Consider the following 22,317-nt stretch of genomic DNA (forward strand, 5'->3'; position numbering starts at 1 on the left):
AAGACCGTCGCTCCGGGCCTGAAATCCGTCCTCTTACTCAGCATCACGGTACTCTTGTTCGATCGGCGGTTCGCGAGACGCTTGATCACGTCGTGCAAACGATTGACTCACCAACGAAACATCGGCCAGGGGCCGGTCGTCGTGGTCATCGGCGGGACGGCGACGTAGCCGTCGCTGCGGCCGAGCGCGACGAGGTCGCCGGATCCCTTGGCGGAGACGAGTTCGGCAGCACCGGTGTCCGTCATCCGTACCAGCAACATGGTGTGCAGTGGAATCGCTTTTTTGGGCGGCTGGACGAGTGTCACCATCGATGGCTTGTCCGGCCATGATGGTTTGCCGGCGATGCGGCGCAGCAAGGGCATCAAGAAGCGGTGGCAGTTGATCGTGGCACTGACCGGATTGCCGGGTAGCCCGAGAACAAGTTTGCCGTCCTTCGTCGCGGCTCCCAAAATCGGTTTGCCGGGGCGGATCGGCAGCCCGTGAAAGACGATCTCGGCGCCGAGATGCTCGATCGTGTCGGGCACGTAGTCGTAGTCCCCCATCGACACGCCGCCGGTCAGGACCACCACGTCGCAAGCGGCAATCGCGGCGTCGAGCGATTGCCGCAACGAATCACGATCGTCCTTGACGTGTTCGACGATTTCCAAGATCGCCGACGGGTACTGGCCAAGCATCGCTTCAACGGCGGCGCGATTGCTGTTTCGCAATTGCCAAGGTTCCAGTGCTGGCGTCGCCGGATCGACGACTTCATCACCGGTCGTCAGCACGGCGACTTTGACGCGGCGGTAACAGACTGGCGTTGTGCAGCCAAAGTTCGCCAATGCTGCGACGACGGCCGGTGTGACTTCGGTCCCGATGTCCAAGACGTTTGAGCCGGCCGGTGCGTTTTCACCGCGGCGTCGAATGTGGCTTCCGGAGACCGTCGATTCGATCGCCGCCGGCAAGAAGCGAATCGATGCGTCAAGTTCCTCGGTGTCTTCGCGTTTGACCACGGCCTGGCAACCGTCGGGAATGATCGCGCCGGTGAAGATGCGTACGACTTGCCCCTCGACCATCGCTGGCGGTGCGGCTCCGGCTTGGCTGATCCCGCTGACCGGAACCACCGAGTCGGATTGCAAATCGGACATCCGGATCGCGTAGCCATCCATCGCCGAGACATCCGCCGCCGGACTGTCACGATCGGCCACGATGGATTCCGCGATGATTCGCCCGACGGGTTCGGCGACCGGCTCGGTTTCGCCAACGACCGACAGTCGCTCGGCCAAGGCCGCGATCGCCGCGTCCGGGTCGGAGTATTGAAAAGGCTGTTTCATGGCTTGGGTGGATGGAGGTTGAGATCGGAAGGCGTGTTGATGTTGTGGCAAGATGCCGCCGAAAGTGGGACGGTGATGATCGGCAATGATCGCAGCAGTCGTCGTGGGCTGTATTGTCCAGCATCGATCGACGTACCGATGATGTCGACAAGCGTGACGGGATAAATCGCAATCAATGGTTCGATGTGCCCGCCCGTTTGATCCGAAACGGCGCACACGACTTGTTCGCGATGGTTGGCGTAAACATCGATCAGCGTTTGCAGATCAGTGGATGTGAGAGAGGGCGTGTCGACCGGAGTGAAGACGCAGGCATCGAAGCCGTGTTCCACCGCGAAGGATAACGACGCATGGATGCCGGAGATCGGACCGTGGGAATCGGGCGGGTCGGGGATGCGTTGAACGTCAATGTCACGTTCTGGAGACGAGGAAACGCAGACGGTTTGGCAGTGTGCTTGCAGTCGACGGCAGGCGTGGTCAAGAAACGTTTGCCCTTGTCGCGTCGTCAACGCCGCTTTGTCGCGTCCCATGCGTTTGGACGCGCCGCCGCAAAGGACGACGCCGAGCAGTTTGGGAGCGTGGAGCGGCATGGGCAGCAAGCGAAGTGGTGCATCGAGGATGTGAAATCACCCTCCCGCACAGAGGTCGAGCGGTTTTTTAGTCGTTGATATGATAGGGTTTTGTCACTCTCCCCCTGGGAGAGTCGAGCGTAGCGAGGAGAGGGTTTGCGTTGGTGCTTGGGTCGCCCAGCAAGAGTGAAGTGAACGCCGCGATTCACCGTTCGACCTCCCCTCGCTTCGCTCGACCCTCCTGCCAGGAAGGTGACTCGATAACTTGTACGGGAGGGTTATTTCTTGACTTGGTGCACACCGGGTAGGACGCGACAACGGGGGTGTTCACGACGCGCTTTGCTTGTCGATCACGTCTTCGACCCAGGACTTGGCTCGCATCATGGTGGGGAAACCGATCGTCGGGGCGGAGACGACTGCGACGTGCCGCAGGTCATCGGGCGTGCAGCCGGCTTCGAGCGCTTTGCGGCAATGCGAATGGGCGGCACCTTCCAGTCCGGCGCCCAGTGAAATCGCCAGCTTGACCAGGGCGACCTCGCGGGCCGACAGCGGACCGGCTTCTTTGGCGGCCTTCCCGAATGCCTCATAGGATTGCATCAGGTCGGGATAGTCCGAGTGCATTTTCTTGTAGGGTTTCGGAATCATGATTGTTGAACGATCTCGTTGAGGAGTGCTTCGAGGGTAAAGGGATTCGCGACGGCATGAACGGTCAGGCCCCGTTCTTCCAAGGCGGCGGCAGTGACGGGTGAGATCGCGGCGAGTCGGACTTGTTTCAACCGATCGCCGTACAAACGAGACAGGTTGATTGCCGTCGCGCTGCTGGTCACGGTGACCCAATCGATCTTTCCATCGTCCATCGCCTCGAGGATCGACGGATCGGCGGAGTCGACGTCGACATTTTGATAGGCGACGACTTCGTGCACCTCGGCTCCGGCGTCTTTCAGTTTGCTCGGCAGTTCGTCGCTGCCACGGCTGGCGCGGATGATCGTGATCGACTGACCCGCCGCCGTGGATTGCAACTGGTCCACCAAGGACGCGGCCCGATAGTCCTCCGGTAAGATATCGGTGCGGATGCCCTGTTCCAACAACTTCAGTCCTGTCTTTTTGCCAATCACGGCGACGGAGACCCCGGCCAGCCGACGGGCGTCGTATTGCAATTCGTGCAGGCGGCGAAAGTAATGTTCCACGCCGTTGGCACTGCAAAAAATCAGCAGATCGGTGTGGCCGAGATTTTCGATCGAATGGTCCAGCGCGGTGAAGTCTTCGATCGGTTTGACGGCGATTGCGGGGGCGATCAGGGGATAGCCGCCCAAGTCACGGATCGCATCGGCGAGCACGTCGGCCTGATCCGCCGGCCGCGTAACCAGGATGGTTTGACCGTGCAGCGGCCGATGCTGGGCCCATCGCATCGAATCGGCCAGTGTCGTGACGGCACCGACGATCGCAATCACCGGCGGGCGAAAGTTGCTCGCGGGGGTGAGCCGCTGGGCGACTTCATCGAGCCGGCAGTGGAGGGTGGTCTGATCGGGCAAACTGCAGCGTCGGACGAGGGCGGTCGGGGTCGCGGGGTCTTTACCGGCGGTGATCAACGCGTCGGTCCAAACCTTTGCCGTCGTCACACCCATGTAGATCACCAGGGTGCCGGGAAATCGGGCCAAGGCGTCCCAATCCAGCGCCGATTCGCTCTTTCCGGGTTGTTCGTGACCGGTGACCAAGGCGACGGCGGAGGCCAATTTTCGGTCGGTGATCGGGATGCCGGCGTAGGACCCGGCGGCCAGCGCGGCGGTGATGCCGGGGACGATTTCGAAGGCGATGCCGGCCTGATTCAAGGCGTCGACCTCTTCGGAGGTGCGGGCAAACACGGCCGGATCGCCGCCTTTGAGTCGAGCGACCGTCTTTCCCAAGGCCGCGTGACGCAGCATTTCCTGGATGATTTCGTCTTGCCGCCAGATCCGCGATTGCCCGTGTTTTCCCACGCAAATGTGCTCGGCAGCAGGCGCCAACGCCAGAATTTCGGCGTTGCTCAAGCCGTCGTAGAGCACGACGTCAGCCCCCCGCAGACATCGAGCCCCCCGGAGGGTCAGCAGTTCCGGGTCGCCAGGGCCGGCACCGATCAGATAAACAATTGGTTTCATGCGGATAATTGAGCGTAATGGGCGGGTTTTTCGTAGTCCCGGACTGCCGTGATCGGGCCACAAAACAGAGTTCCAAGTTGACTCTGGACAGCGAGACCAGGCATCGCCATACTACGCGGCCCTCAAATTGGGCGAAATCAAGCCCATGGGCGGCGAGTGCGCCAACTGTCAGCCAAGAAGTACGAACTGGACTCTCGGCCGATCGTCCCCTGAAACGAACATTTTCCGGCAACCATTACGTAACGAAATGCCAAACACAGCGAGTGCCAAGAAACGGCTCCGTCAAAACGACAAGCGACGCCAACACAACCGTACCCTCCGCAGCCGGATGCGCACGCAGCTTCGTCGCGTCCGCGAAGCCGTCGCGGCGGGCGACAGCGAAACGGCTCAATCGGAGTTTCGTGTCGCCACCAAGCGACTCGATCAAGCCGCTGCGAAGAACTTGATTCACAAGAACGCAGCCGCTCGCAGCAAGAGCCGATTGAGTAAGCTGGTCAAGTCGGTCGCGTAGTTTTTCTCTCGTTCCAAGGCGGAGCCCTACGCCGTGAACGATTTATGTCCTGTGTTTGACGAGGTTTTAGCGGCAGGGCGCAAGCCCTCCGGTTCCGCTTCTTTGCCAACACACCGGAGGGCTCGCGCCCTACCGCTGAAGAGTCGTTCACGGCGTAGGCCGGAGCCTGGGAACAAGGTTGACGAGCGCAAGCTGGAAGCGTACGCCACTATCGTTTTCGTGGCACTTTGGAGACGAAGTGCACCGGTTGGTCCGGCAACGATTCGAGGAACAGCTTGCCGTAGCGTTTGGTACAAACGCGGGGGTCGAGCACGACCACCATGCCGCGATCGGATCGGGTGCGGATCAAGCGGCCGACGCCTTGACGAAATTTGATCGCGGCTTCGGGCAACTGATAGTCCGTGAAGGGATTGCCGCCGCTCTTTCGAATCGCATCGAGTCGTGCTTCGAGCAGTGGATGGTCGGGAACGGCAAACGGCAACTTGGTGATGATCACGTTGGTCAACGCATCACCGGGGACATCCACGCCCTGCCAAAAACTGTCCGTGCCGAACAGCACGCCGGGGCTCTTCTTGAACGCCTCGACCATCTGCGAGCGGCTTTGATCGCCGCCTTGGGTGTACAGCGAGAGATTCTCCGACGCCAGCCAACTGCTCAACCGGCTGGCGCATTGCTTGAGCAATCCGTAGCTGGTGAACAACACAAACGCACGGCCGCCGGAATGTTCGACAAAGCGTTTGATCTGGTCCGGCAACGCGCGTTCAAACGCGTCGCGCTCTTTGGACGGATCGGGCAGATCGCGGACGACGACGATCTGTGATTGTTTGGGATAATCAAAGGGGCTGCCGACGCGGACCGACATGCCACCGGTGAGCCCGACGCGAGAGCGAAAGAACTTGAACTTGTCGTCGTTGCCCGATGCGATCGTCGCGCTGGTCATCACCACGCTGCGGATCATCTTGCTTTGAAACAGACACTCGCGCAATGCCGATCCCACGTCGATCGGTGACGAAGAGAGCTGCACCCGGTCCATGCCGCTCCGGGTAGGCGTGGCTTCGACCCAGAAAACGGTGTCCTCGTCTTCCTGTTTCAGCCAGCGATCGAGCGAAGAGCTCAACAACATCAGACGGTCGTGCGAGGATTCGAAATCCATGCGATCCGACTCTTCTTTCTGCCCTTGAGCCTGGGTCAATAATTTCAACGCCAGCTCCTTCATCGGTTTGGAAAGCGAGTTGCGGACCACGTCGGGTGCGGCGACGCGACCGTTGCCGGGCGCGTGATCGCGCCGCCAATCCAGGATGTCGGCAAAAAACGTGCTGTGGGCAAATCGCAGCCGGTCGACTTCTTGCTGCAGCCCGCGCAGATCTTTCTCGACCAACAATCCTTTCTGTTTGCGGTCGTTGTACAGCCGATCAAACAGAAACGTGAATTGCCCGCTGGTCAATCGCAGCCCCAAGTGTTCGCCCGCGACGGCTTCGGCAGTGTGGCATTCGTCCAAAATCACCGCGTCGTAGTCGGGCAACAATGCCACACCTTCGTTGCGGAGGGCGAGGTCGCTGAAGAACAATGCGTGATTGACGATCAACAACTGCGCGTTGGTGGCTCGGCGACGGGCCCGAAAGTAGAAACAGTCTTTGAAGTGGTCGCACTTCTTTCTCAGACAATTGCCGGTGTCGCTGACGATTTCGTCCCAGACTTCGCGGTCGGGTTTGAACGGCATCGACGCCAAGCTGCCGTCGCTCGATTCGGCCGCCCATTTCTGGGTGTGGCGAAGTTGTTGGTACTGGATGTCGGACCCCAGCAGCGAAGTCATTTTGCCCAGTGTGCGCTCCAGCCGTCGCTTGGAAAGATAATTGCTCCGCCCCTTGACCAGCACGCTGGAAAACTCGCGCGGAATGACGCTGTTGAGCAACGGAACGTCTTTGGCAATCAGTTGCTCTTGCAGACTGATCGTGTGTGTCGAAATCAAGACGCGGGGGCGGCGCGTCTTTTCGTCGGAGGTTTTGATGATCGGCTCGCCGGTCGCGTGCAACACGGCCGGCACCAGATAGGCAAAGCTCTTTCCGGTGCCCGTGCCCGCCTCGGCGACCAGGTGCTGACCCGTTTGCAGTGCCTTGGCGACGGCGTTGGCCATCTGCAACTGCTGCTCACGGGGCTCGTAATTCGGCATCCTGGCCGCGATACGCCCCTGGACGCCGAGAATCGAATCGACTGTCAGTTCGTCTTCGGTCAATCGAGGGCCACGTGAGTGGGGCAAGCGGTCGGGTGTCACTACTCAACTAACATACGGGCGGAGACCATAAAGCGGAACTCGGTCGCATCGAGATCCACTGGCCGAGGCGATCCCACCGCACTGCCACGGGGACCCCCATTTGCTAGCAAACTGGTCGGATCGGGGGTTCTGTACGGGGGCGTACAGAAAAGACGTACAGTGAATCGGTCCGCGGAAGATTTCGGCGGACCGTTGCGAATGACCAGAGGTGTCTTTGCGGCGGCGATAAATCGGATGTCACCGACGGGTTTTCCACGTCGGTTTGGTTGTGACAGGCGGCGCCCGCGGTTAAGTTTCTGGTGGCGTCGCGAACCGCTCCGGGGGGTCCGGTCGAGCGGAGTGGCGTGTGGGCTTTTCCACTCGTCGGACTTTTCCACTCTGGAATCAGAAGGAATTAAACATGGCAAAGAAGAAAGCAGCTGCAAAGGGTCCCAAGGTGGATCCGAATTTGAAAGCCGTTTTGGAGCGCGAGCCGGGCTTGGCGACGACCCTTCAGCAGATCGAAAAATCGTTCGGCGAAGGATCGATCATGCCGTTGGGTGCGTCGACGCGTTTAGACATCGAAGGCATTCCGACGGGCAGTTTGTCGCTGGACATGGCCCTCGGTGGACAGGGGATTCCACGTGGCCGGATCATCGAAATTTTCGGTCCGGAATCCAGTGGTAAGACGACGTTGGCGCTGCATGTGTGTGCCGAAGCCCAAAAGCAAGGTGGGATCGCGGCGATCATCGATGCCGAACACGCGTTTGACCCCAGCTGGGCGAAGAAGCTGGGTGTCGAATTGGACACGCTGTTGGTCAGCCAGCCGGGCAGTGGCGAAGAGGCGATGCAGATTTGTGAGATGCTGATCAAGAGCAACGCCGTCGACACGATCGTGATCGACTCGGTCGCGGCCCTGGTTCCCAAGAAAGAACTGGAGGGAGAGATCGGTGACAGCCACGTCGGTTTGCAAGCTCGATTGATGAGTCAAGCGATGCGAAAGTTGACCGGTGCGATCGCCAAGAGCAAGTGCGCGGTGATCTTCATCAACCAGATTCGGGAAAAGGTCGGCGTGATGTTTGGCAGCCCTGAGACGACACCGGGCGGACGGGCGCTGAAGTTCTACAGTTCTTGCCGGATCGATGTCCGTCGCATCGGCGCACTCAAAGACGGCGAAGAGCAAGTCGGCCAGCGGGTCAAAGCCAAGATCGTCAAGAACAAGGTCGCACCTCCGTTCCGCATCGCCGAATTCGACATGATGCACAACAACGGCATCAGCTACGAAGGCGACCTGCTGGACCTGGGAACGACCCACAAAGTCGTCAACCGCAGCGGTGCTTGGTTCAAGTACGGTGAAACGTACTTGGGTCAGGGCAAGGAGAAGGCACGCAACTTCTTGATCGAGAACACCGACGTGGCCGAAGAGATCAGACAGAAGGTGATGGTAGCCGGCGGATTCGGTCCTCCGGTGGACGAAGCACCGATGATCGACGACGCCTCCGAGCTGGACGTCGAAGCCGGCGAAGAAGTCGCCAATTCGTAAGTCAGGCTGTGCCTGACGGCTCATCGGCATGCACAGCATGCCCTACACGGCAGACATGCGTAGGTTAGGCTGTGCCTGACGGCCCATCGGCATGCACGGCATGCCCTACGCGGTTGATTTCGCCGCCCGCCCTCACCTTCCTCTTTCCCCACCGATCCCACCATGAGCCAACCCAAAGTCTTGATCATCATCGGCGATGCGAGCGAAACGCTCGATACGATGTACCCGTACTACCGACTGATCGAAGCCGGGTTCCAACCGGTCGTCGCCGCGCCGGAAAAACGGCTCTATCAGATGGTGATGCACGAAATCAAACCCGGTTGGACGATCACCAAGGAATGGGAAGGCTACACGCTGCAAGCCGACGTCGCGTTTTCGGAAATTGATCCCGATGACTACTTGGGGATCCTGTTCAGCGGCGGGCGGGCACCGGAGTACATTCGTTACGACGAAGACCTGGTGCGGGTGACCAAGCACTTCTTTGAGCACAACAAACCGATCGCCAGTGTTTGCCACGGCGTGGAGATCCCCGCGTACGCCGATTGTGTTCGCGGACGGCGAATGGCCACGGTGGGCAAATGCAAGTTCGATCTGGAAGTCTGCGGCGGGACGTTTGTCGATGAGCCCTGTGTGGTCGACGGCAATCTGGTCAGCGGGCGAACCTTTCACGACAACGGTCACTACATCGGTCCCTGGATCGAATTGCTGGAAAAGGCGCGACAGCCGGTTGACGTCTGATGTTCGCCGTCAGACGTGTCAGCTGGGTCCTGGTTCTGATCGTGAACCTCGGCGTCGTCGCCCGCGGGGAGGATCGTCCGAATGTCGTGATGATCATTTCAGACGACCAGGCGTTTTCCGACTTCGGCTTCATGGGTAACGCCGTCGTTCAAACGCCGCATTTGGATGCGTTGGCGGCGCGATCGGCCCGTTTCATCAACGGCTACGTTCCCTCCAGTGTCTGTCGGCCTTCGTTGGTGACGTTGCTGACCGGTTTGTACCCGCACGAGCATGGCGTTCATTTCAACCATCCGCCGCCGGGGTTTTCCAAGCTGACCAAAACGTACGACCGCGATCAGTACGAAGCGGCCAGGGACGCCGCCTCGGTGATGATCCGAAACGTCGACACGCTGCCCAGGCTGCTCGCCGCAACAGGGTATCGATGTTTACAGACCGGAAAGTACTGGGAGGGTCATTGGAAGAACGCCGGCTTTACCGAGGGGATGACGACGTCCAAACCCGTGGCCGGAGCGCGGCACGGCAACAAACAGCTGGCCAACGGGCAATGGGTGGCACACGGCAACGGCGATGCCGGTTTGGCGATCGGGCGCGAAACGATGCAGCCCATCGACCAGTTTTTAGGCGATGTCGGCACCGATCCGTTCTTCATCTGGTACGCACCCTTTTTGCCGCATCTGCCGCACGACAGTCCGAAACGGTTCTTCAATCTTTACGATGAATCGATCCCCGATCATGAACGTGCCTACTACGCCGCTTGCAGCCAGTTTGATCAAACGGTGGGTGAATTGATCGAGAAGGTCGCGACGCAGCCGTCAACCCGAACGACGTTGTACGTGTTTGTCGTCGACAACGGTTTTCGACCCGATCCGACGCAACCGATGCGGGACGGGTTGGGTTACAACTACACGCATCGCAGCAAGCGGTCGCCCTTTGAAGACGGATTGCGCACTCCGATCCTGCTGCACCAATCCGGAAAGACTCGATCATCGACCCAGGACATGCTGTGCAGCAGCGTCGACATTGTGCCGACGATTTTGCAGGCCTGTTCGGTTCCGATCCCCGGAGCGATCAGCGGCCGTAGTCTTTGGCCGCTGGCGACCGGTCAGACGGCTTCGATGAAATCGGAGCCGGTGTTTGGCGAAATCTATCCAGGCGATGCCAGCGTGTTGGGCAATCCGTCGACAGACATCGCGTACCGTTGGATCCGTGACGGTGACCACAAATTGATCCTTCCGCACACGAGCAAGGGGAAGGCTTGGGGTCATTACGGCGACTCGCCCCAACTGTACCATCTTGCCGACGACCCGAACGAGCAGAACAATTTGGCAGCCGATCCGACCTATCAAACAACGCTCGACGACTTGCGAACAAAACTGGATGCGTGGTGGCGTCCGGAAAGGAGCATCGCGTCGGGCACTCAGACTGGGAACCAGTGACTTTGGATATTCTTCCCGAATCAATTGCACGCGATGGCGAGACAGCAATCGTGATCACGTGGAGCGACGGCAGAGTGTCGCGATTGACCGCCAGCCAGCTGCGGACGGCTTGTCCATGCGCGACGTGCCGGGAGAAAAAGCGCGCCGATCAGTCAGCCGACGACGGGCCATCGAAGTCACTCATGTTGCCGGTCTTGAAAGCCGAAGAAGCCCGCCCGTTGACGATCACGTCGATGCGTCCGGTCGGTTCGTACGCCTACAATATCGCCTTCAGCGACGGTCATTCCTCAGGCCTGTACCCCTTGACGATGCTTCGCGAACTCGGGGCGTGAAACGGCTAAGGGAACGGCTACGAATCAGTTGCCGTTTTAGCGGAACCGCGCAAGTGGGTTGGTCAAGAAATGGGTTGGTTAGAAACAGGTAAGAAAATGATGGAACGCACCGTCCATTCGATTGAACTAGTTTTCTTACCTCCAAAATCTTCCTACCTCTCCACTCAGTCACCCTGTCCGGTCAGGCCGCTGGGACGCGAGAGAGGGATACCAGAATGATGGGAGTCACTGCGTTGCCATTGCGTTCGCGACCTCGTCGTCCGCTCACTTGGTTGATTGTGCTGGCCGCAGCGATTGGCATCGCCAGCTCGATTTACTTCAACCGACGGTTGTTCGATCTGCGTCGGCAGCGGGCGCAGTTGGCTGAGGACGTCGGGTTATTGGAGGTAACCGATCCCAAACGTGTGCATGTCAGTCGCGTCCCTGTCGGACCGGACGAAATTCCTCCCGGCGTGGAGGCCGCACACGTGTGGAAGTACCGAATTTATTTGCCGGCCGGCTATGGACCGTGTCTGATTACGGGGCGACGTGCGATTGCGGCAGACTCGCCACGAAGCGTCGGTGGAAGTGACCGTAGCTCGAGTAGTAAAAATCAAGATCCTGTTGAAACCGTACTGACGATCGCGCTCATCAAGCAGGAAACGGGTTGGATCTTCAGTCGGGCTCTGGGCGGGTCATCCAGTTCATCAGCGTTGCCGGACGATCTGCCGGTTGATTCGTTGGATGAACTGGTCGTTGAGACGGCCGTGACGGCTCAGACACCGTCCCAGTCATTCTCGGTCGATGAACCGATTTGTTTGCTGCGTCTGCGGGGCCGGGAGCCGATTGAGCCACAAGAGGGTCAACCGACGCTCTACCCGGGGATCGTCACCTACTTGATGGAATTCGATCGGCGCGAGGCGTTTGAGCAATGGGCAGAGGGCAAGACGGACCAAATGCCGGAGGTTCAACGGTGACGGACGAGCCGGTTTCAGCGACCAATGCCACCACGCCCTTGCCGCGACGGCGAAGATTGCGGTTCAGTCTGCTGGATTTGATGTTGCTGACCTTGATGGTTGCCGCCTGGCTGCCGACCTACTTTGCCGTGCGTGAGATACCGGTGTTGCGGAACAGCGTCGATCAGATGCGTGCGTTGACGACGAATCTGTCGATCATTGATGATCAAAAGTTGTGCTTCCGAAGCCTGCCCGGGATTTGGCACAACATTCACGGTTGGAAGTACTATCTGCCCGCCGATGCAGAAATGGAACTTCGATTGGCGACCGAAGGAATCCACTCGATGGGCGATCCTGAAACGTTTCAGTCCTATGAGTTGCCGACGGGCGTCCACACCATCCATTTGAAACACTCCCAAAACGCCGATCAGGAATATGTCACGCAGGTGTTCGTCGACGACACCGAAGCGATCGTCAAAACGCATCCACCGGATTGGATTAATACATCCGGTAGCAGCAGCAACGGCAAAGGTGCTCCGACGGCAGAGGCATTTCACCTGGACAAGCCCCTCGTGTTACGTCAGATGCGCTACGCGGAAGTCCATCCCGCCGGCAAATTCAGGTTGCATTCTCTGCCGCCGGAATATGATGCCAAAGGCAACATGCTGTCCATCGTGCCGAAAGGGTATCAACCCGAAACGCCACAGCGGTTCGTTACACCGCACGACGGTCCCTTCATGCATTCCTGGGGTCATCGCCAGGGAATGCGGTTGTTGAACAATGCCAATGGTTGGAACGGCTTGCTGGAGATCCATCCGTCCTATCGAGCCGTCTTGGACGGGCAAAATGTCCGCTGGCTGCAAGTATTGAACGCGATTTCCGTCCGTCCGGTGCGTGCCGAATCCTCCCAGGCCGAACGGCCTGAAGTGGTTTTTGACAGCGTCGGAGCAACGGCAGACAGACCGAAGCTGATCGTGACGGATTCACTGCAGAGTCCGAACCAGGCGCGCACTCCGCAAGCGAGTCGACGGCAAGGTCGAATCTCCGATGATGGTAACACGATGCGTCTGTTCGTTCATTATCCGGCCTTTCCGTCAGGCGCAAGGTTGGTCCTGGAAGTGATTTTTGATGCACGCTTTCCCGATCGAGTTGGCTTGCGTCCGCATCCGGGCGAAGGGAGCGTTCCACTGAAAGCGGCTCAGTTTGTGACAACCTTTGACGCACGTTTTCAATGGCGAACCGTGGAGTTGTTGGCGGAAACCGACAATGATGGTCCGAATTCAACACGAGGCGAACAGCTTCAACCGGTTGCGTTGCAATCGCTGTCCCCCGAGGACGCACTGACGACAAATTGGCAAACGATTCCCGAGGCTCGACTGCCCCTCGCTGAAAATTTGTCCGACGGCGAGGTGTTCCGCCGTTTGGCACTGACGACCGATGTCGCCAACTTCTGGAACTTCAACTATCCGGCGGATGTGCCCGCTACATGGCGTTACCAGGGTCTGCCGATCCGCCAGGTCTGGCTGATTCCGCACACGGAGCCGGCGACGCAAACCGATTCCTCGCCCCGACCGGTGACCGCGGAGATTCGCAGCGGGACGGTGTATCCCGGAACGGAAATCGGCATCCCCGGCGGCCCGGCGGTCACCAAGGTACGCGTGACGGTTTCGCTGCCGGCGGACAAACCCATTTGGATGGAAATCCCGACGCCCTAAGCCTCGTCAACTGTTAAACTTGGCGTGCGTGACCCCAACGGCACGGGCAAGCGTGTGGGTGTGCAGGCGTTAGCCCACTGTCGCTGCGTCGCAGCGACCGGGAATCGCCTCTCAGCTAGACACCAACGGTTGCTGAATCCGTTGTTACGGATGCCCGTGCCATACGTACCTGACCTCTTTTCCGCTCCATGACGGTATTGGGCTAAAGCCCAAGGCACGCAAGCTGGAAGCTTACGCCACTTTTTTCTAATTCGTCTCTGCTTTGGGGATCGCTTCCTTGACGATTTGCAGCAGTCGGGCGCGGCGCTGCTGTTCTTCCTCGCTTGCCGGAATCTCAACGAGTGCTTGAAAGTGTTCTTGCAGTTCGATGAGCGCCTCTCGATCGGTGATGAAGAGCGTCGATCGGAGGTAGGTTTCGTCGCCGACACCTTGCGTCCATCCGAATTGCCTCATCAACAGTTCGTCGGCTTGCACCAACAGCCGATCGCTGATCCAGCGATCGGGAGGATTGCGCCCGATCGCCGAGAGCAGGTCGGAGATCGGCGGAGTCGGCTTGCGACGGGTGGGAAAATGCGGAGGCGGATCCCAGACCCGGGGAAAGCGATGTTCGCCCTGTTGTTGCATGTACGTGATCGCTTCATCGATCTGTCCTTCGTTCAACATTCGATCGACTCGAGCGGCACGATAGCGAGCCGGCTGGAGGAACGCGGCGGCGGCGGCGAGACCGACAAACGCCACCACCGGGATCGCCCAAGTCGAGCGTCTTAGAACGCTCGATCGGAAACGATCGAGCGCGATCGAGTCGCCATCCTTTCGGATCGCGACTGCCAAGCCGATGCCCAGCAGCAGTGCGGGGATGAAACCGTAGAACGCCACGCCAAACACGTTGGAGCGGTAATCCAACAAGATCTGCTGGGTCTCGGTCAGTCGCAACCCGCCCATGATCGAGACCATGGACATGATCTGCTGAAACAGTGCGACCACGGCGATGGCCATGCAGGGAGCCAGCACCCACGACAATGCGGCGAGCCATGAGACCCGGTAACGGACCGAGACGAATCGCGCGAACAACAGCACACGCCAGATCGAAACGATTGACAGCATCGTCAGATTGAAACGCAACGCGGAAATTTCGTCGGTCATCGTTTCGATCGGAATCGCGTACAACCACGCCAGCGGAGCAGTCATCCAATACCCTGACAAGAAGACACGGTAGTCGTCCGTGACGGTGCCGGGGTTGCGGATTGCCGTGATCGTGTGAAAACATCGCACGACCGCAAACACGATGGCGGAAACAAAGATCGACGCGGCCAGGGGGGCCAACAGATCCTGCGGCTGATGAATGAAGCTGACCGCGTCATACTCCCGAGCCAACGCCGCGGTGCCAACCAACGCGGCACCGAGAGCGAGTGACGCTTTGGATGCAATCACGCGTTCGATGCAACGACGTCGCCCGATCAGGAACCCGGCGACATCGATCGCACGCATCGGTCCGACATCGATCGGTTCACTTTCATCCACATCATTGGTCATGCGATACGCTTCTGATTTGCCTCGGGTGAGACGCCGGAACAGCAAGCGAATCCCCCGTTGGTCGACAATGACGACAGAATTTAGCAGAAACAAAACCGAAAGGTGCCGATCGGTATCCGCGATTAGTGGTGCGATCTGTCACGTAAAGGGCCGTCAACGGTGATTGTCGCCAATTCACGATTTACGCTCTGCCGTTTGCCGGGGGCTTGGGATAGTCTCCTGGGAACGAAATAGCACGAATGTTTGCCGCCTAGAAGTGATCATGGGATCCGAGAACGAATTGAATCTGTCGATAGAAGACCATCAGGTAACGGTCGAAAATGAGCCTGAATTGATTGAAGAAGCCACGATGGTTGCTGCCGATGCCGCCGAGGATGACCACTCACGCCGAGCGTTGGTCCAACCCGCTGCCGAATCGCCTCACGAGCCAAGTGAAGAGCCCGCAACGGAAACCGGCGCTGAATCCAACGCTGACGCTGAAACCGACCAGCCGAGCGTGGAACCCGCCGTCGATGCGGTTGCGGCGGAGATGAAGGAAGCGGTCGGGGAATCCGTCGCTCCAGACGAAACCGACGAGCGAGCGGATCATCGCGAAGAAGAAGAAGAAGAAGAGCAGGAAGCGCCGACGGGATTCGCGGCGTTGGAACTGCGTCGCCAGGTGTTCGAAGCGGTCGTCGAGTCGGGTTATTCCGAGCCGACATCGGTCCAGCAACAGGTGATTCCCCACATGCTGGCCGGCCGAGACGTGCTGGCCCAGTCGCAGACCGGATCGGGAAAAACAGCTGCGTTTGCGCTGCCGATTCTTTCGACGATCGATTCCAAACAGCGGACGGTCCAGACGTTGGTGTTGGCGCCGACGCGTGAATTGGCGATTCAAGTCGCCGAGTCGTTTGAGAAATACGCCGAGAATTTGAAGGGATTCAGCGTCCTGGCGATTTACGGCGGCCAGGACTACGAGCACCAATTTCGCGCGCTGCGTCGTGGCGTCGATGTCGTCGTCGGGACGCCCGGACGCGTGATCGACCACATCAAACGCGGAACGCTGGATCTGAGCGAGCTGCGATGTCTGGTGTTGGACGAGGCCGATGAGATGTTGAACATGGGCTTCTTGGAGGATGTCGAGTTTGTGCTCGACCAGACGCCCGAGAAACGTCAGGTCACCTTGTTTTCAGCAACGATGCCCGGTCCGATCCGATCGATCGCAGATAAATATCTGGTCGATCCCGCGTTGGTGACGATTGAAAAGAAACAGGTCACGGCGGAATCGATTCGACAGCGTGCGGTGATTGTCCCCCCCAAAGAAAAAGTCAACGCGCTGACGCGGTTCTTGGAAGCCGAAGCGACCGACGGGGTCATCGTGTTCACCAAAACCAAAGACACCACCGTGCGATTGGCCGAACAGCTGATCCGCAACGGTTTCGCCGCCACCGCACTCAACGGTGACATGCCACAATCGGTGCGTGAACGCACGATCGAGCAACTGAAAGACGGGCGGTTGAATGTGTTGGTCGCAACCGATGTTGCAGCTCGCGGGCTGGATGTCACACGCCTCAGCCACGTGTTTAATTTTGATCTGCCCCACGATGCGGAATCCTACATTCACCGCATCGGACGCACCGGGCGAGCCGGCCGCAGTGGCGAGGCGATCATCTTCTTGACCCCCGCCCAGCGACGCAAACTGAAGCTGATCGAGCGGGCCACGAAGAAGTCGATCGAACTGGTCGATGTCCCCTCAGCTGATGCGATCAACGCCACGCGGATCGAACGCTTCAAAGCCTCGATCACGCAGGTGATTGCCGACAAGGACCTGACGCTGTTCAAAGACCTGATCGGTCAATACGCCGAAGAGTCCGGCAAATCGATGGAAGCGATTGCCGCGGCGTTGGCGGAGATCGCACAACACGGGCGGCCGTTCCTGTTGAAGGACCGTCCCAAACGTGCCCGCGATGAATACCAGGACCGCGGCGAAAGTCGACGTGGCGGTGACGAGCGTTCCGGCGGCGGAGAGTTCGGCAAACGGGGTCGCGTCCTCGGCCCACCCGAGCCGGGCATGATGCGGTATCGGATCGAAGTCGGTCGAAACGACGGTGTGGCCCCGAGAAACATCGTCGGTGCGGTCGCCAATGAAGCCGGCATCGAAAGCCAGATGATCGGACCGATCAAGATCTATCCGCACTTCAGCACCATTGATTTACCCGAGGGGATGCCCAAAGACGTCTACCAAACACTGCAACGGGCCTGGGTGTCGGGCAAGCAGCTGCGGATTCGCCCCGACCGGGGACCGGCCCAGGGGGATTCACCGAGCCGCTCGGGCGGTTTTCGAAAAGGCGGTAAACCGGGCGGCAAGAATCGCAGCAAACCGGACGGATTCGTGGGTGGAAAATCCGGCTCGTTCGGCGGAAAGTCCGCCGCGGGCAAGAAGAAAAAGAAAAAGAAGCACCGTCAGGACTAGTGCCGCCGGAGCGTCTCCTTTGGGTTGCTAGCTAGCCGAAAATAGGCATTTTGACTAGGCCACGACCCAAAAACCTCGCCCAGCGGGGTGACTCTGCGGCCCGCGAGCGGATTTTACGGCAGTTTTTCGCCTTTAATACCCCATCAGGGGGTGCAGATTCGTCGGCGACGTGGATAGATTGGCGGACGTGGATTTCGACGTGAGCCCAGAGGTATCCGTCGGCCTCGCACCCGTGATCCAAATCCAACTGATCTTTGAAAAGAAAGCTTCGAGATGTGCTTATTGGCCGTTCAGTATCAATTGGTCCCAGAGAGTCCTATCCTGGTCGCAGCGAATCGCGAAGAGTACTTTGACCGGCCGAGTTTGACGCCGTCAATCCAGTCGGGAAAGCCTCGCGTTTTATGCGGCGTGGATCAGAAAGCCGGTGGGACCTGGCTCGGTGTCAATCAAAATGGGTTATTCGTCGGAGTTTGCAACCGGGCGACGGCGATGCCGCTGTTCGGGCAACGCTCTCGCGGATCGCTTGCGATGGACCTGCTTCGATGCACGAGCTCGGCTCGGGCACTCGACAAAGCGCTCGCCGAACTCGGTGAGACGCAATACGAAGGTTGTAACCTGATCATCGCCGATGCAAAAGCTGGCTACGCGATTCATTCCGACCAGCATCAGCAGGTCGTCGAAATGGAACCCGGGCTGAACATCATCGGTGCGCACAATCTGAACGACCCGGATGACGAGCGGGTTCGGATGGCGCGACGCCTGCTGACGCTCCAGACGTTGGATTCACCGGTCAAGTTCTTGGCCGTGGCCAGCCGCGTGTTCGCCCGCGCACCGGTCGGACCGGGCCGACCGAGCATGGTGATTCGTAATCAGGATTACGGGACCGTCAGCAGTTCGTTGATCGCACTCGGTGTCAAACCGCGTGATGCGATCTATCAGTTCAGCAACGGTGCTCCGGACCAAACCAAGTACGAAGATTGCTCGCCGATGCTGCGTGACATCCTCAGCCGGGGACTTCGCGAAGCGCGGACCAAGGCCAAAGTCGGAGCCTAAAAACTTCTCTTTCAGCCGTTCGCGTCGATCCCTAGACTGCGCCGACGTCCCATGCAGACACCGCAATGGATGCGGTTTTGAAAGCATGAGGTCCCGGAATCTCGCAAGCGGAGTGCCACGGCATGGAAGCCGTTCGACGATGGAATGTGTTGCGGTCGCTGGTGGTCGCAGCGGTCGTGATCGTCTCGAGTCAGCAGACGATCGCCCAGAACAAACGGACGCAGAATTTTCTGGTCCACGCCGACACGCAAGAACTGGCCGAAGCGGTCGCACAACATGCCGAGAAGTTTCGTCACGAGTTGGCGGTCTACTGGCTCGGTAAACCGCTGCGGCCCTGGACGACCCCCTGTCCGATCGAAGTGGTTTCCGGACCGCACTTGGCCGCCCAAGGGGCCACGACCTACAACCGGTCGCCGGTCGGCAACTTTCAAATGCAGGTGATCGGTTCACGGGAACGGATTCTTGATAGTGTTCTGCCGCACGAAGTCACGCACACGGTGATGGCGACGCACTTCGGCCGTCCGTTGCCGCGGTGGGCGGACGAGGGGATCTGCACCACGGTGGAGCATTCGGCAGAACGCAACAAACATGAGGTGAAGTTGCGAGAGTACTTGAGCAACCGCCGCGGCATTCCGATGAACGATTTGTTTCGTTTGACCGAGTATCCCAGCGACATGTTGCCGATGTACGCGCAAGGCTATTCGGTTTGCCGGTTTTTGATCGAACAATCCGGGCCACGTCAATTCATCGCCTTTTTGGAAGGCTACATGGAGAGTTCGTCCTGGACCGCCAACGTGCAGGCTCATTACGGGTACGATTCGCTGAAACAACTGCAAGACCAGTGGCTGGCCTGGGTGGCCCAGGGCAGCGGACCGGTCGAATCCTTCGTGTCAGCCCGCGGCAAGGCCTCCGCTTCGCTCGCATCGTCCCGGACCCCGCGGTCGCTCAGCGGGCCCCCATCACCTACCGGGCCCCCATCACCCAGCAGCCCGTCGCTTCACACCGCATCGCTCACCTCCCCTTCGCCGAACCAGTTGGCAGCGGGCGGTCGCATGGCATTGACGGGACCGGCCGGGACCTCTCCGTCCGTAGCATCTCAGCCAGGGGCATCGGACCCGTCGAACAGCTGGTACCGACGGCGTTTCGAACAAACGGCTCTCGGCCAGATTGCCGATGCCGGGGCTCAACCGGCGGCTTCCCAGACGCCAAACCCGGCTACGTCTGCGAGGGCGCCCCGTCCCCTGGGCCCCCCTTCGGTCCTCAACAGCGGGCGTTATTCCGTGTCCCAGCCGCAAGACGAGTTGAGCTACGGCGCCGCAATCCCGACGGCAACCTCCGCTCGAACGAGCCGGATGTACCGTTGACGCTGGACATTTTGCGTTCAAGATCGAATCATTCGAGGACGAAATCTTGCCACTTTGCACACGAAGGCACCGAGCAGACCCTGCCCGATGCCGGTTGAAGTGTTAAATTTGTAGCTACCGCCTAGATCGAGGGTGAGACTACCGCGAAAGCGAGTATTCTGCTATTTTCCGGGATTCAAGGACTGCATCCGCCCGTTTCCTTTTTCTCCAAACCAGAGACACGATGGCAAAGCCACACCACAAAATAAAGAAGGCCAATCACGGCCGACGTCCTGCCAGCGCCAAGGCTCGCAAAGCAAAACGCAAGAAGATCAAGACCTGAGATTGCTCGGGACTCTGAAACTCAGAGGCGGTTGCTGTGCCAAAAAACGATTTTATTGTTGATCTCTCCCTGCTCAACGGAAGCGAGCTGGTCGCCGATCTCGACGCGATCCGCAGCTACAATCCGCAGCGGCATGAAATGGAGCATCTGACCGGTATCCTGTACGAGGATGTCGAAACGCTCACCTGCGCCGGTTACAAGGACGTCCGACACGACGAATTTTGGGTCCGGGGACACATGCCCGGAATGCCCGTGATGCCCGGCGTGATCCAATTGGAAGCGGTGGCACAGCTGTCGAGTTTTTTCGCCCAGAAACATGATCTGCTGGGCGCGGAAATGTTGGGTTTCGGCGGAGTCGATAACGCCAGGTTCCGAGACGTCGTCGTGCCCGGTGATCGTTTGATCCTGATGATCCGATTGAGCAAAGCTCGTCGTGGTCGAATGATCGTGGCGGATTTCCAGGGCGTCGTCGGTGAAAAATTGGTCATCGACGGAGTGATCCGAGGGATCCCGCTGCCCGTTCAAGCGGTCAAGAATCACTTGGCCACGCGGTCTGCCCAAAACGTGGTTTGAATGCGACGCTCGTGAAAATGCGTTCGCTCCCTTTTCAACCGCAACGTGCCTTCCCACGTTCCCGATGACTGCTGATCACGGCCAAGATCCCGCTGCAACTGAACCACCGTTTCCACCGACGGGCCGATTAGCCGGCGTCGATTATGGAACGGTGCGAATCGGGATTGCCGTTTGTGATCCGGACCGCATTCTGGCCAGCCCGGTGGAGGTTTACCAGGTTCGGGGAGAGACCAAGGACGCCGAGTACTTTCGTCGGCTGGCTGAGCAGGAGCGGTTGGCCGGATTTGTCGTCGGACTGCCCATCCATTGTGACGGCGGGGAGAGTCAGAAAAGCAAAGAGTGCCGCGAGTTCGCCCGTTGGTTGAGCGATGAAACGGGAGTGCCGGTGCGTCTGTTCGACGAACGATTCAGCACCGCGGCGGCGAAAGAACGGCTTTCGGGAGGACGGCTCAGTCGTCAAAAGAAGAAGAAACAACTTGATGCCGTCGCCGCACTCGTCTTACTAGAGTCCTTCCTGGAAGCCTGTCGTTATCATGGCGTTCTGGTCGGACAATCGATCCATGATCAAGCCGATGGCGGCGACACATTGGAGTAGGGCCCGCGTGCCATCATTCCGAACCCGACCTGACCGGCTGGGTTCGGAGGAATGAATCACCGTCCCGATCAAGCCGCCTCGGCGAAGATCGTTTCGATCAGGTTTTCAAACCGGCGGTCTGCTTCTTCGCGGCGTGCGGCACGCTCAGAAAGCGACCAGGTCGCCCGAATGTCGCGCACACGACGCAGAATTTCAGCGTCAGACAGGTTGATCTCTTGACCAGCTGTCTCATTTTGAGCGCACGATGTCGATTCCAAGACTTCTTTATTGCAAACAGCAGTCGTCATATTCAATCCCTCGCGATAAACAGGGCCGACACGTTTACTCGCATCAGCGGTTTGATTCCTAGGCTTTGGCAATCAGATGGGCTGGATTGCTTTAGGCCGATTTTGCCGGATCCACGCGATCTGACGAAAAAGTGGTAATGCATTAAGCGTGCCAATCAAACGCTTGGAGTCGTCATTTTGACGGGGAGTTCGCGAAAAAGTTCCAAACTGCCGCAATTATCGACTCGGGAAAATATAGGGAGCTGTCAATCATGGGAATCAGCGGCACCGTTGGGGTCGCTGGCAGGGAGCGAGGTTGCAAAGCTTTGAAAATTTTTCCACTGCCTCTCTGGCAGCACCATCACCGCGAATGGGTCGATTTGAGTGGTTCCGGCCAGGATTTCGACCAATTTTCGTAGACGGGTGGCATCGCAATGCCCGCGTATTTCCACATATTGGATCACCATTGCGGCGTCATAGATCATGCCGACGACCTGATGATCCTTGCTCGCCCAGGCGAATGATCCGTCGGGTTCGAACAAGATCGACGGCAGCGATTGATGCAAACGTTGCCCCGCCGCTTCGAAACTTGTCGGGATCGGCGTCGTTTCGGGTGACGGTAGCCGATCAGCGTGTGGATGCGGACCGTACAGGTGGATGTGAAATGAGTCAGTGGGCATCACA

The 22,317-nt window shown here is 59.0% G+C and carries 21 protein-coding genes; 13 read left to right on the forward strand and 8 right to left on the reverse strand.

The window, feature by feature from the left end; genetic code table 11:
• Nucleotides 1-107 precede the first annotated feature (107 nt).
• The 4 genes from NZK35_RS02665 to cobA form a co-directional block, all read right to left on the reverse strand.
• Complete coding sequence (locus tag NZK35_RS02665) at nucleotides 108-1,313, reverse strand: molybdopterin molybdotransferase MoeA (RefSeq protein WP_259631054.1); 1,206 nt, start codon at nucleotides 1,311-1,313, stop codon at nucleotides 108-110.
• Complete coding sequence (gene mobA, locus NZK35_RS02670; protein ID WP_259631055.1) at nucleotides 1,310-1,900, reverse strand: molybdenum cofactor guanylyltransferase; 591 nt, start codon at nucleotides 1,898-1,900, stop codon at nucleotides 1,310-1,312. The genes NZK35_RS02665 and mobA overlap by 4 nt, the downstream gene beginning before the upstream one ends.
• Nucleotides 1,901-2,206: 306 nt before the next feature.
• Complete coding sequence (locus tag NZK35_RS02675; RefSeq protein ID WP_259631056.1) at nucleotides 2,207-2,524, reverse strand: carboxymuconolactone decarboxylase family protein; 318 nt, start codon at nucleotides 2,522-2,524, stop codon at nucleotides 2,207-2,209.
• The gene (gene cobA / locus NZK35_RS02680) at nucleotides 2,521-4,014 is read right to left on the reverse strand and encodes a uroporphyrinogen-III C-methyltransferase (RefSeq protein WP_259631057.1); all 1,494 of its coding nucleotides are present in this window, start codon (nucleotides 4,012-4,014) and stop codon (nucleotides 2,521-2,523) included. The genes NZK35_RS02675 and cobA overlap by 4 nt, the downstream gene beginning before the upstream one ends.
• Nucleotides 4,015-4,261: 247 nt before the next feature.
• Here cobA and rpsT point away from each other — a divergent pair, with 247 nt between their 5' ends.
• Nucleotides 4,262-4,525, forward strand: coding sequence for a 30S ribosomal protein S20 (rpsT, locus tag NZK35_RS02685; RefSeq protein WP_259631058.1), 264 nt, complete (start codon nucleotides 4,262-4,264; stop codon nucleotides 4,523-4,525).
• Nucleotides 4,526-4,733: 208 nt separating this feature from the next.
• Here rpsT and NZK35_RS02690 read toward each other — a convergent pair whose 3' ends face one another.
• Nucleotides 4,734-6,695 (reverse strand): ATP-dependent DNA helicase, encoded by a 1,962-nt coding sequence (locus tag NZK35_RS02690; protein ID WP_259631110.1) that lies wholly within the window; start codon nucleotides 6,693-6,695, stop codon nucleotides 4,734-4,736.
• A gap of 502 nt (nucleotides 6,696-7,197) precedes the next feature.
• Between NZK35_RS02690 and recA the strand changes: the two genes are divergently transcribed.
• From recA to NZK35_RS02720, 6 genes are all read left to right on the forward strand, one after another.
• Entirely contained in the window at nucleotides 7,198-8,319 is a 1,122-nt protein-coding gene (gene recA / locus NZK35_RS02695; protein ID WP_259631059.1) for a recombinase RecA, read from the forward strand.
• A gap of 162 nt (nucleotides 8,320-8,481) precedes the next feature.
• Nucleotides 8,482-9,057, forward strand: coding sequence for a DJ-1/PfpI family protein (locus NZK35_RS02700; RefSeq protein ID WP_259631060.1), 576 nt, complete (start codon nucleotides 8,482-8,484; stop codon nucleotides 9,055-9,057).
• Entirely contained in the window at nucleotides 9,057-10,493 is a 1,437-nt protein-coding gene (locus NZK35_RS02705) for a sulfatase-like hydrolase/transferase (protein WP_259631061.1), read from the forward strand. The genes NZK35_RS02700 and NZK35_RS02705 overlap by 1 nt, the downstream gene beginning before the upstream one ends.
• Before the next feature lie 50 nt (nucleotides 10,494-10,543).
• Nucleotides 10,544-10,825, forward strand: a complete 282-nt coding sequence (locus NZK35_RS02710; RefSeq protein ID WP_259631111.1) for a DUF971 domain-containing protein — start codon at nucleotides 10,544-10,546, stop codon at nucleotides 10,823-10,825.
• Between the two features lie 215 nt (nucleotides 10,826-11,040).
• The gene (locus NZK35_RS02715) at nucleotides 11,041-11,781 is read left to right on the forward strand and encodes a hypothetical protein (RefSeq protein ID WP_259631062.1); all 741 of its coding nucleotides are present in this window, start codon (nucleotides 11,041-11,043) and stop codon (nucleotides 11,779-11,781) included.
• Complete coding sequence (locus tag NZK35_RS02720; protein ID WP_259631063.1) at nucleotides 11,778-13,475, forward strand: hypothetical protein; 1,698 nt, start codon at nucleotides 11,778-11,780, stop codon at nucleotides 13,473-13,475. The genes NZK35_RS02715 and NZK35_RS02720 overlap by 4 nt, the downstream gene beginning before the upstream one ends.
• 246 nt (nucleotides 13,476-13,721) lie before the next feature.
• Here the strand turns inward: NZK35_RS02720 and NZK35_RS02725 are convergent, their stop codons facing one another.
• Nucleotides 13,722-15,008, reverse strand: coding sequence for a hypothetical protein (locus tag NZK35_RS02725; protein ID WP_259631064.1), 1,287 nt, complete (start codon nucleotides 15,006-15,008; stop codon nucleotides 13,722-13,724).
• A gap of 262 nt (nucleotides 15,009-15,270) precedes the next feature.
• Between NZK35_RS02725 and NZK35_RS02730 the strand changes: the two genes are divergently transcribed.
• The 6 genes from NZK35_RS02730 (at nucleotide 15,271) to ruvX (ending at nucleotide 21,367) form a co-directional block, all read left to right on the forward strand.
• On the forward strand, nucleotides 15,271-17,460 hold the full coding sequence (locus NZK35_RS02730; protein ID WP_259631065.1) for a DEAD/DEAH box helicase: 2,190 nt from the start codon (nucleotides 15,271-15,273) through the stop codon (nucleotides 17,458-17,460).
• Nucleotides 17,461-17,733: 273 nt separating this feature from the next.
• Nucleotides 17,734-18,513, forward strand: coding sequence for an NRDE family protein (locus tag NZK35_RS02735; protein ID WP_095736631.1), 780 nt, complete (start codon nucleotides 17,734-17,736; stop codon nucleotides 18,511-18,513).
• Between the two features lie 122 nt (nucleotides 18,514-18,635).
• Nucleotides 18,636-19,877: a peptidase MA family metallohydrolase gene (locus NZK35_RS02740; protein WP_259631066.1), complete on the forward strand. Its 1,242-nt coding sequence runs from the start codon at nucleotides 18,636-18,638 to the stop codon at nucleotides 19,875-19,877.
• A gap of 223 nt (nucleotides 19,878-20,100) precedes the next feature.
• Nucleotides 20,101-20,199, forward strand: a complete 99-nt coding sequence (locus tag NZK35_RS34840) for a 50S ribosomal protein bL37 (protein ID WP_407699759.1) — start codon at nucleotides 20,101-20,103, stop codon at nucleotides 20,197-20,199.
• Nucleotides 20,200-20,235: 36 nt separating this feature from the next.
• Nucleotides 20,236-20,772 (forward strand): 3-hydroxyacyl-ACP dehydratase FabZ family protein, encoded by a 537-nt coding sequence (locus NZK35_RS02745; RefSeq protein WP_259631067.1) that lies wholly within the window; start codon nucleotides 20,236-20,238, stop codon nucleotides 20,770-20,772.
• A gap of 64 nt (nucleotides 20,773-20,836) precedes the next feature.
• Nucleotides 20,837-21,367, forward strand: a complete 531-nt coding sequence (ruvX, locus tag NZK35_RS02750; RefSeq protein WP_259631068.1) for a Holliday junction resolvase RuvX — start codon at nucleotides 20,837-20,839, stop codon at nucleotides 21,365-21,367.
• 68 nt (nucleotides 21,368-21,435) lie between these two features.
• On the opposite strand, the gene NZK35_RS02755 is transcribed toward ruvX, so the two are convergent.
• Together NZK35_RS02755 and NZK35_RS02760 are read right to left on the reverse strand one after the other, a co-directional pair.
• Complete coding sequence (locus tag NZK35_RS02755) at nucleotides 21,436-21,654, reverse strand: hypothetical protein (protein WP_259631069.1); 219 nt, start codon at nucleotides 21,652-21,654, stop codon at nucleotides 21,436-21,438.
• A gap of 245 nt (nucleotides 21,655-21,899) precedes the next feature.
• A complete protein-coding gene (locus tag NZK35_RS02760) occupies nucleotides 21,900-22,313 on the reverse strand; it encodes a hypothetical protein (RefSeq protein ID WP_259631070.1) in 414 nt (137 codons plus the stop codon).
• Between the last annotated feature and the right edge of the window lie 4 nt (nucleotides 22,314-22,317).

The organism is Stieleria sedimenti (genome assembly GCF_025060895.1).
GTDB classification, from domain to species: domain Bacteria; phylum Planctomycetota; class Planctomycetia; order Pirellulales; family Pirellulaceae; genus Stieleria; species Stieleria sedimenti.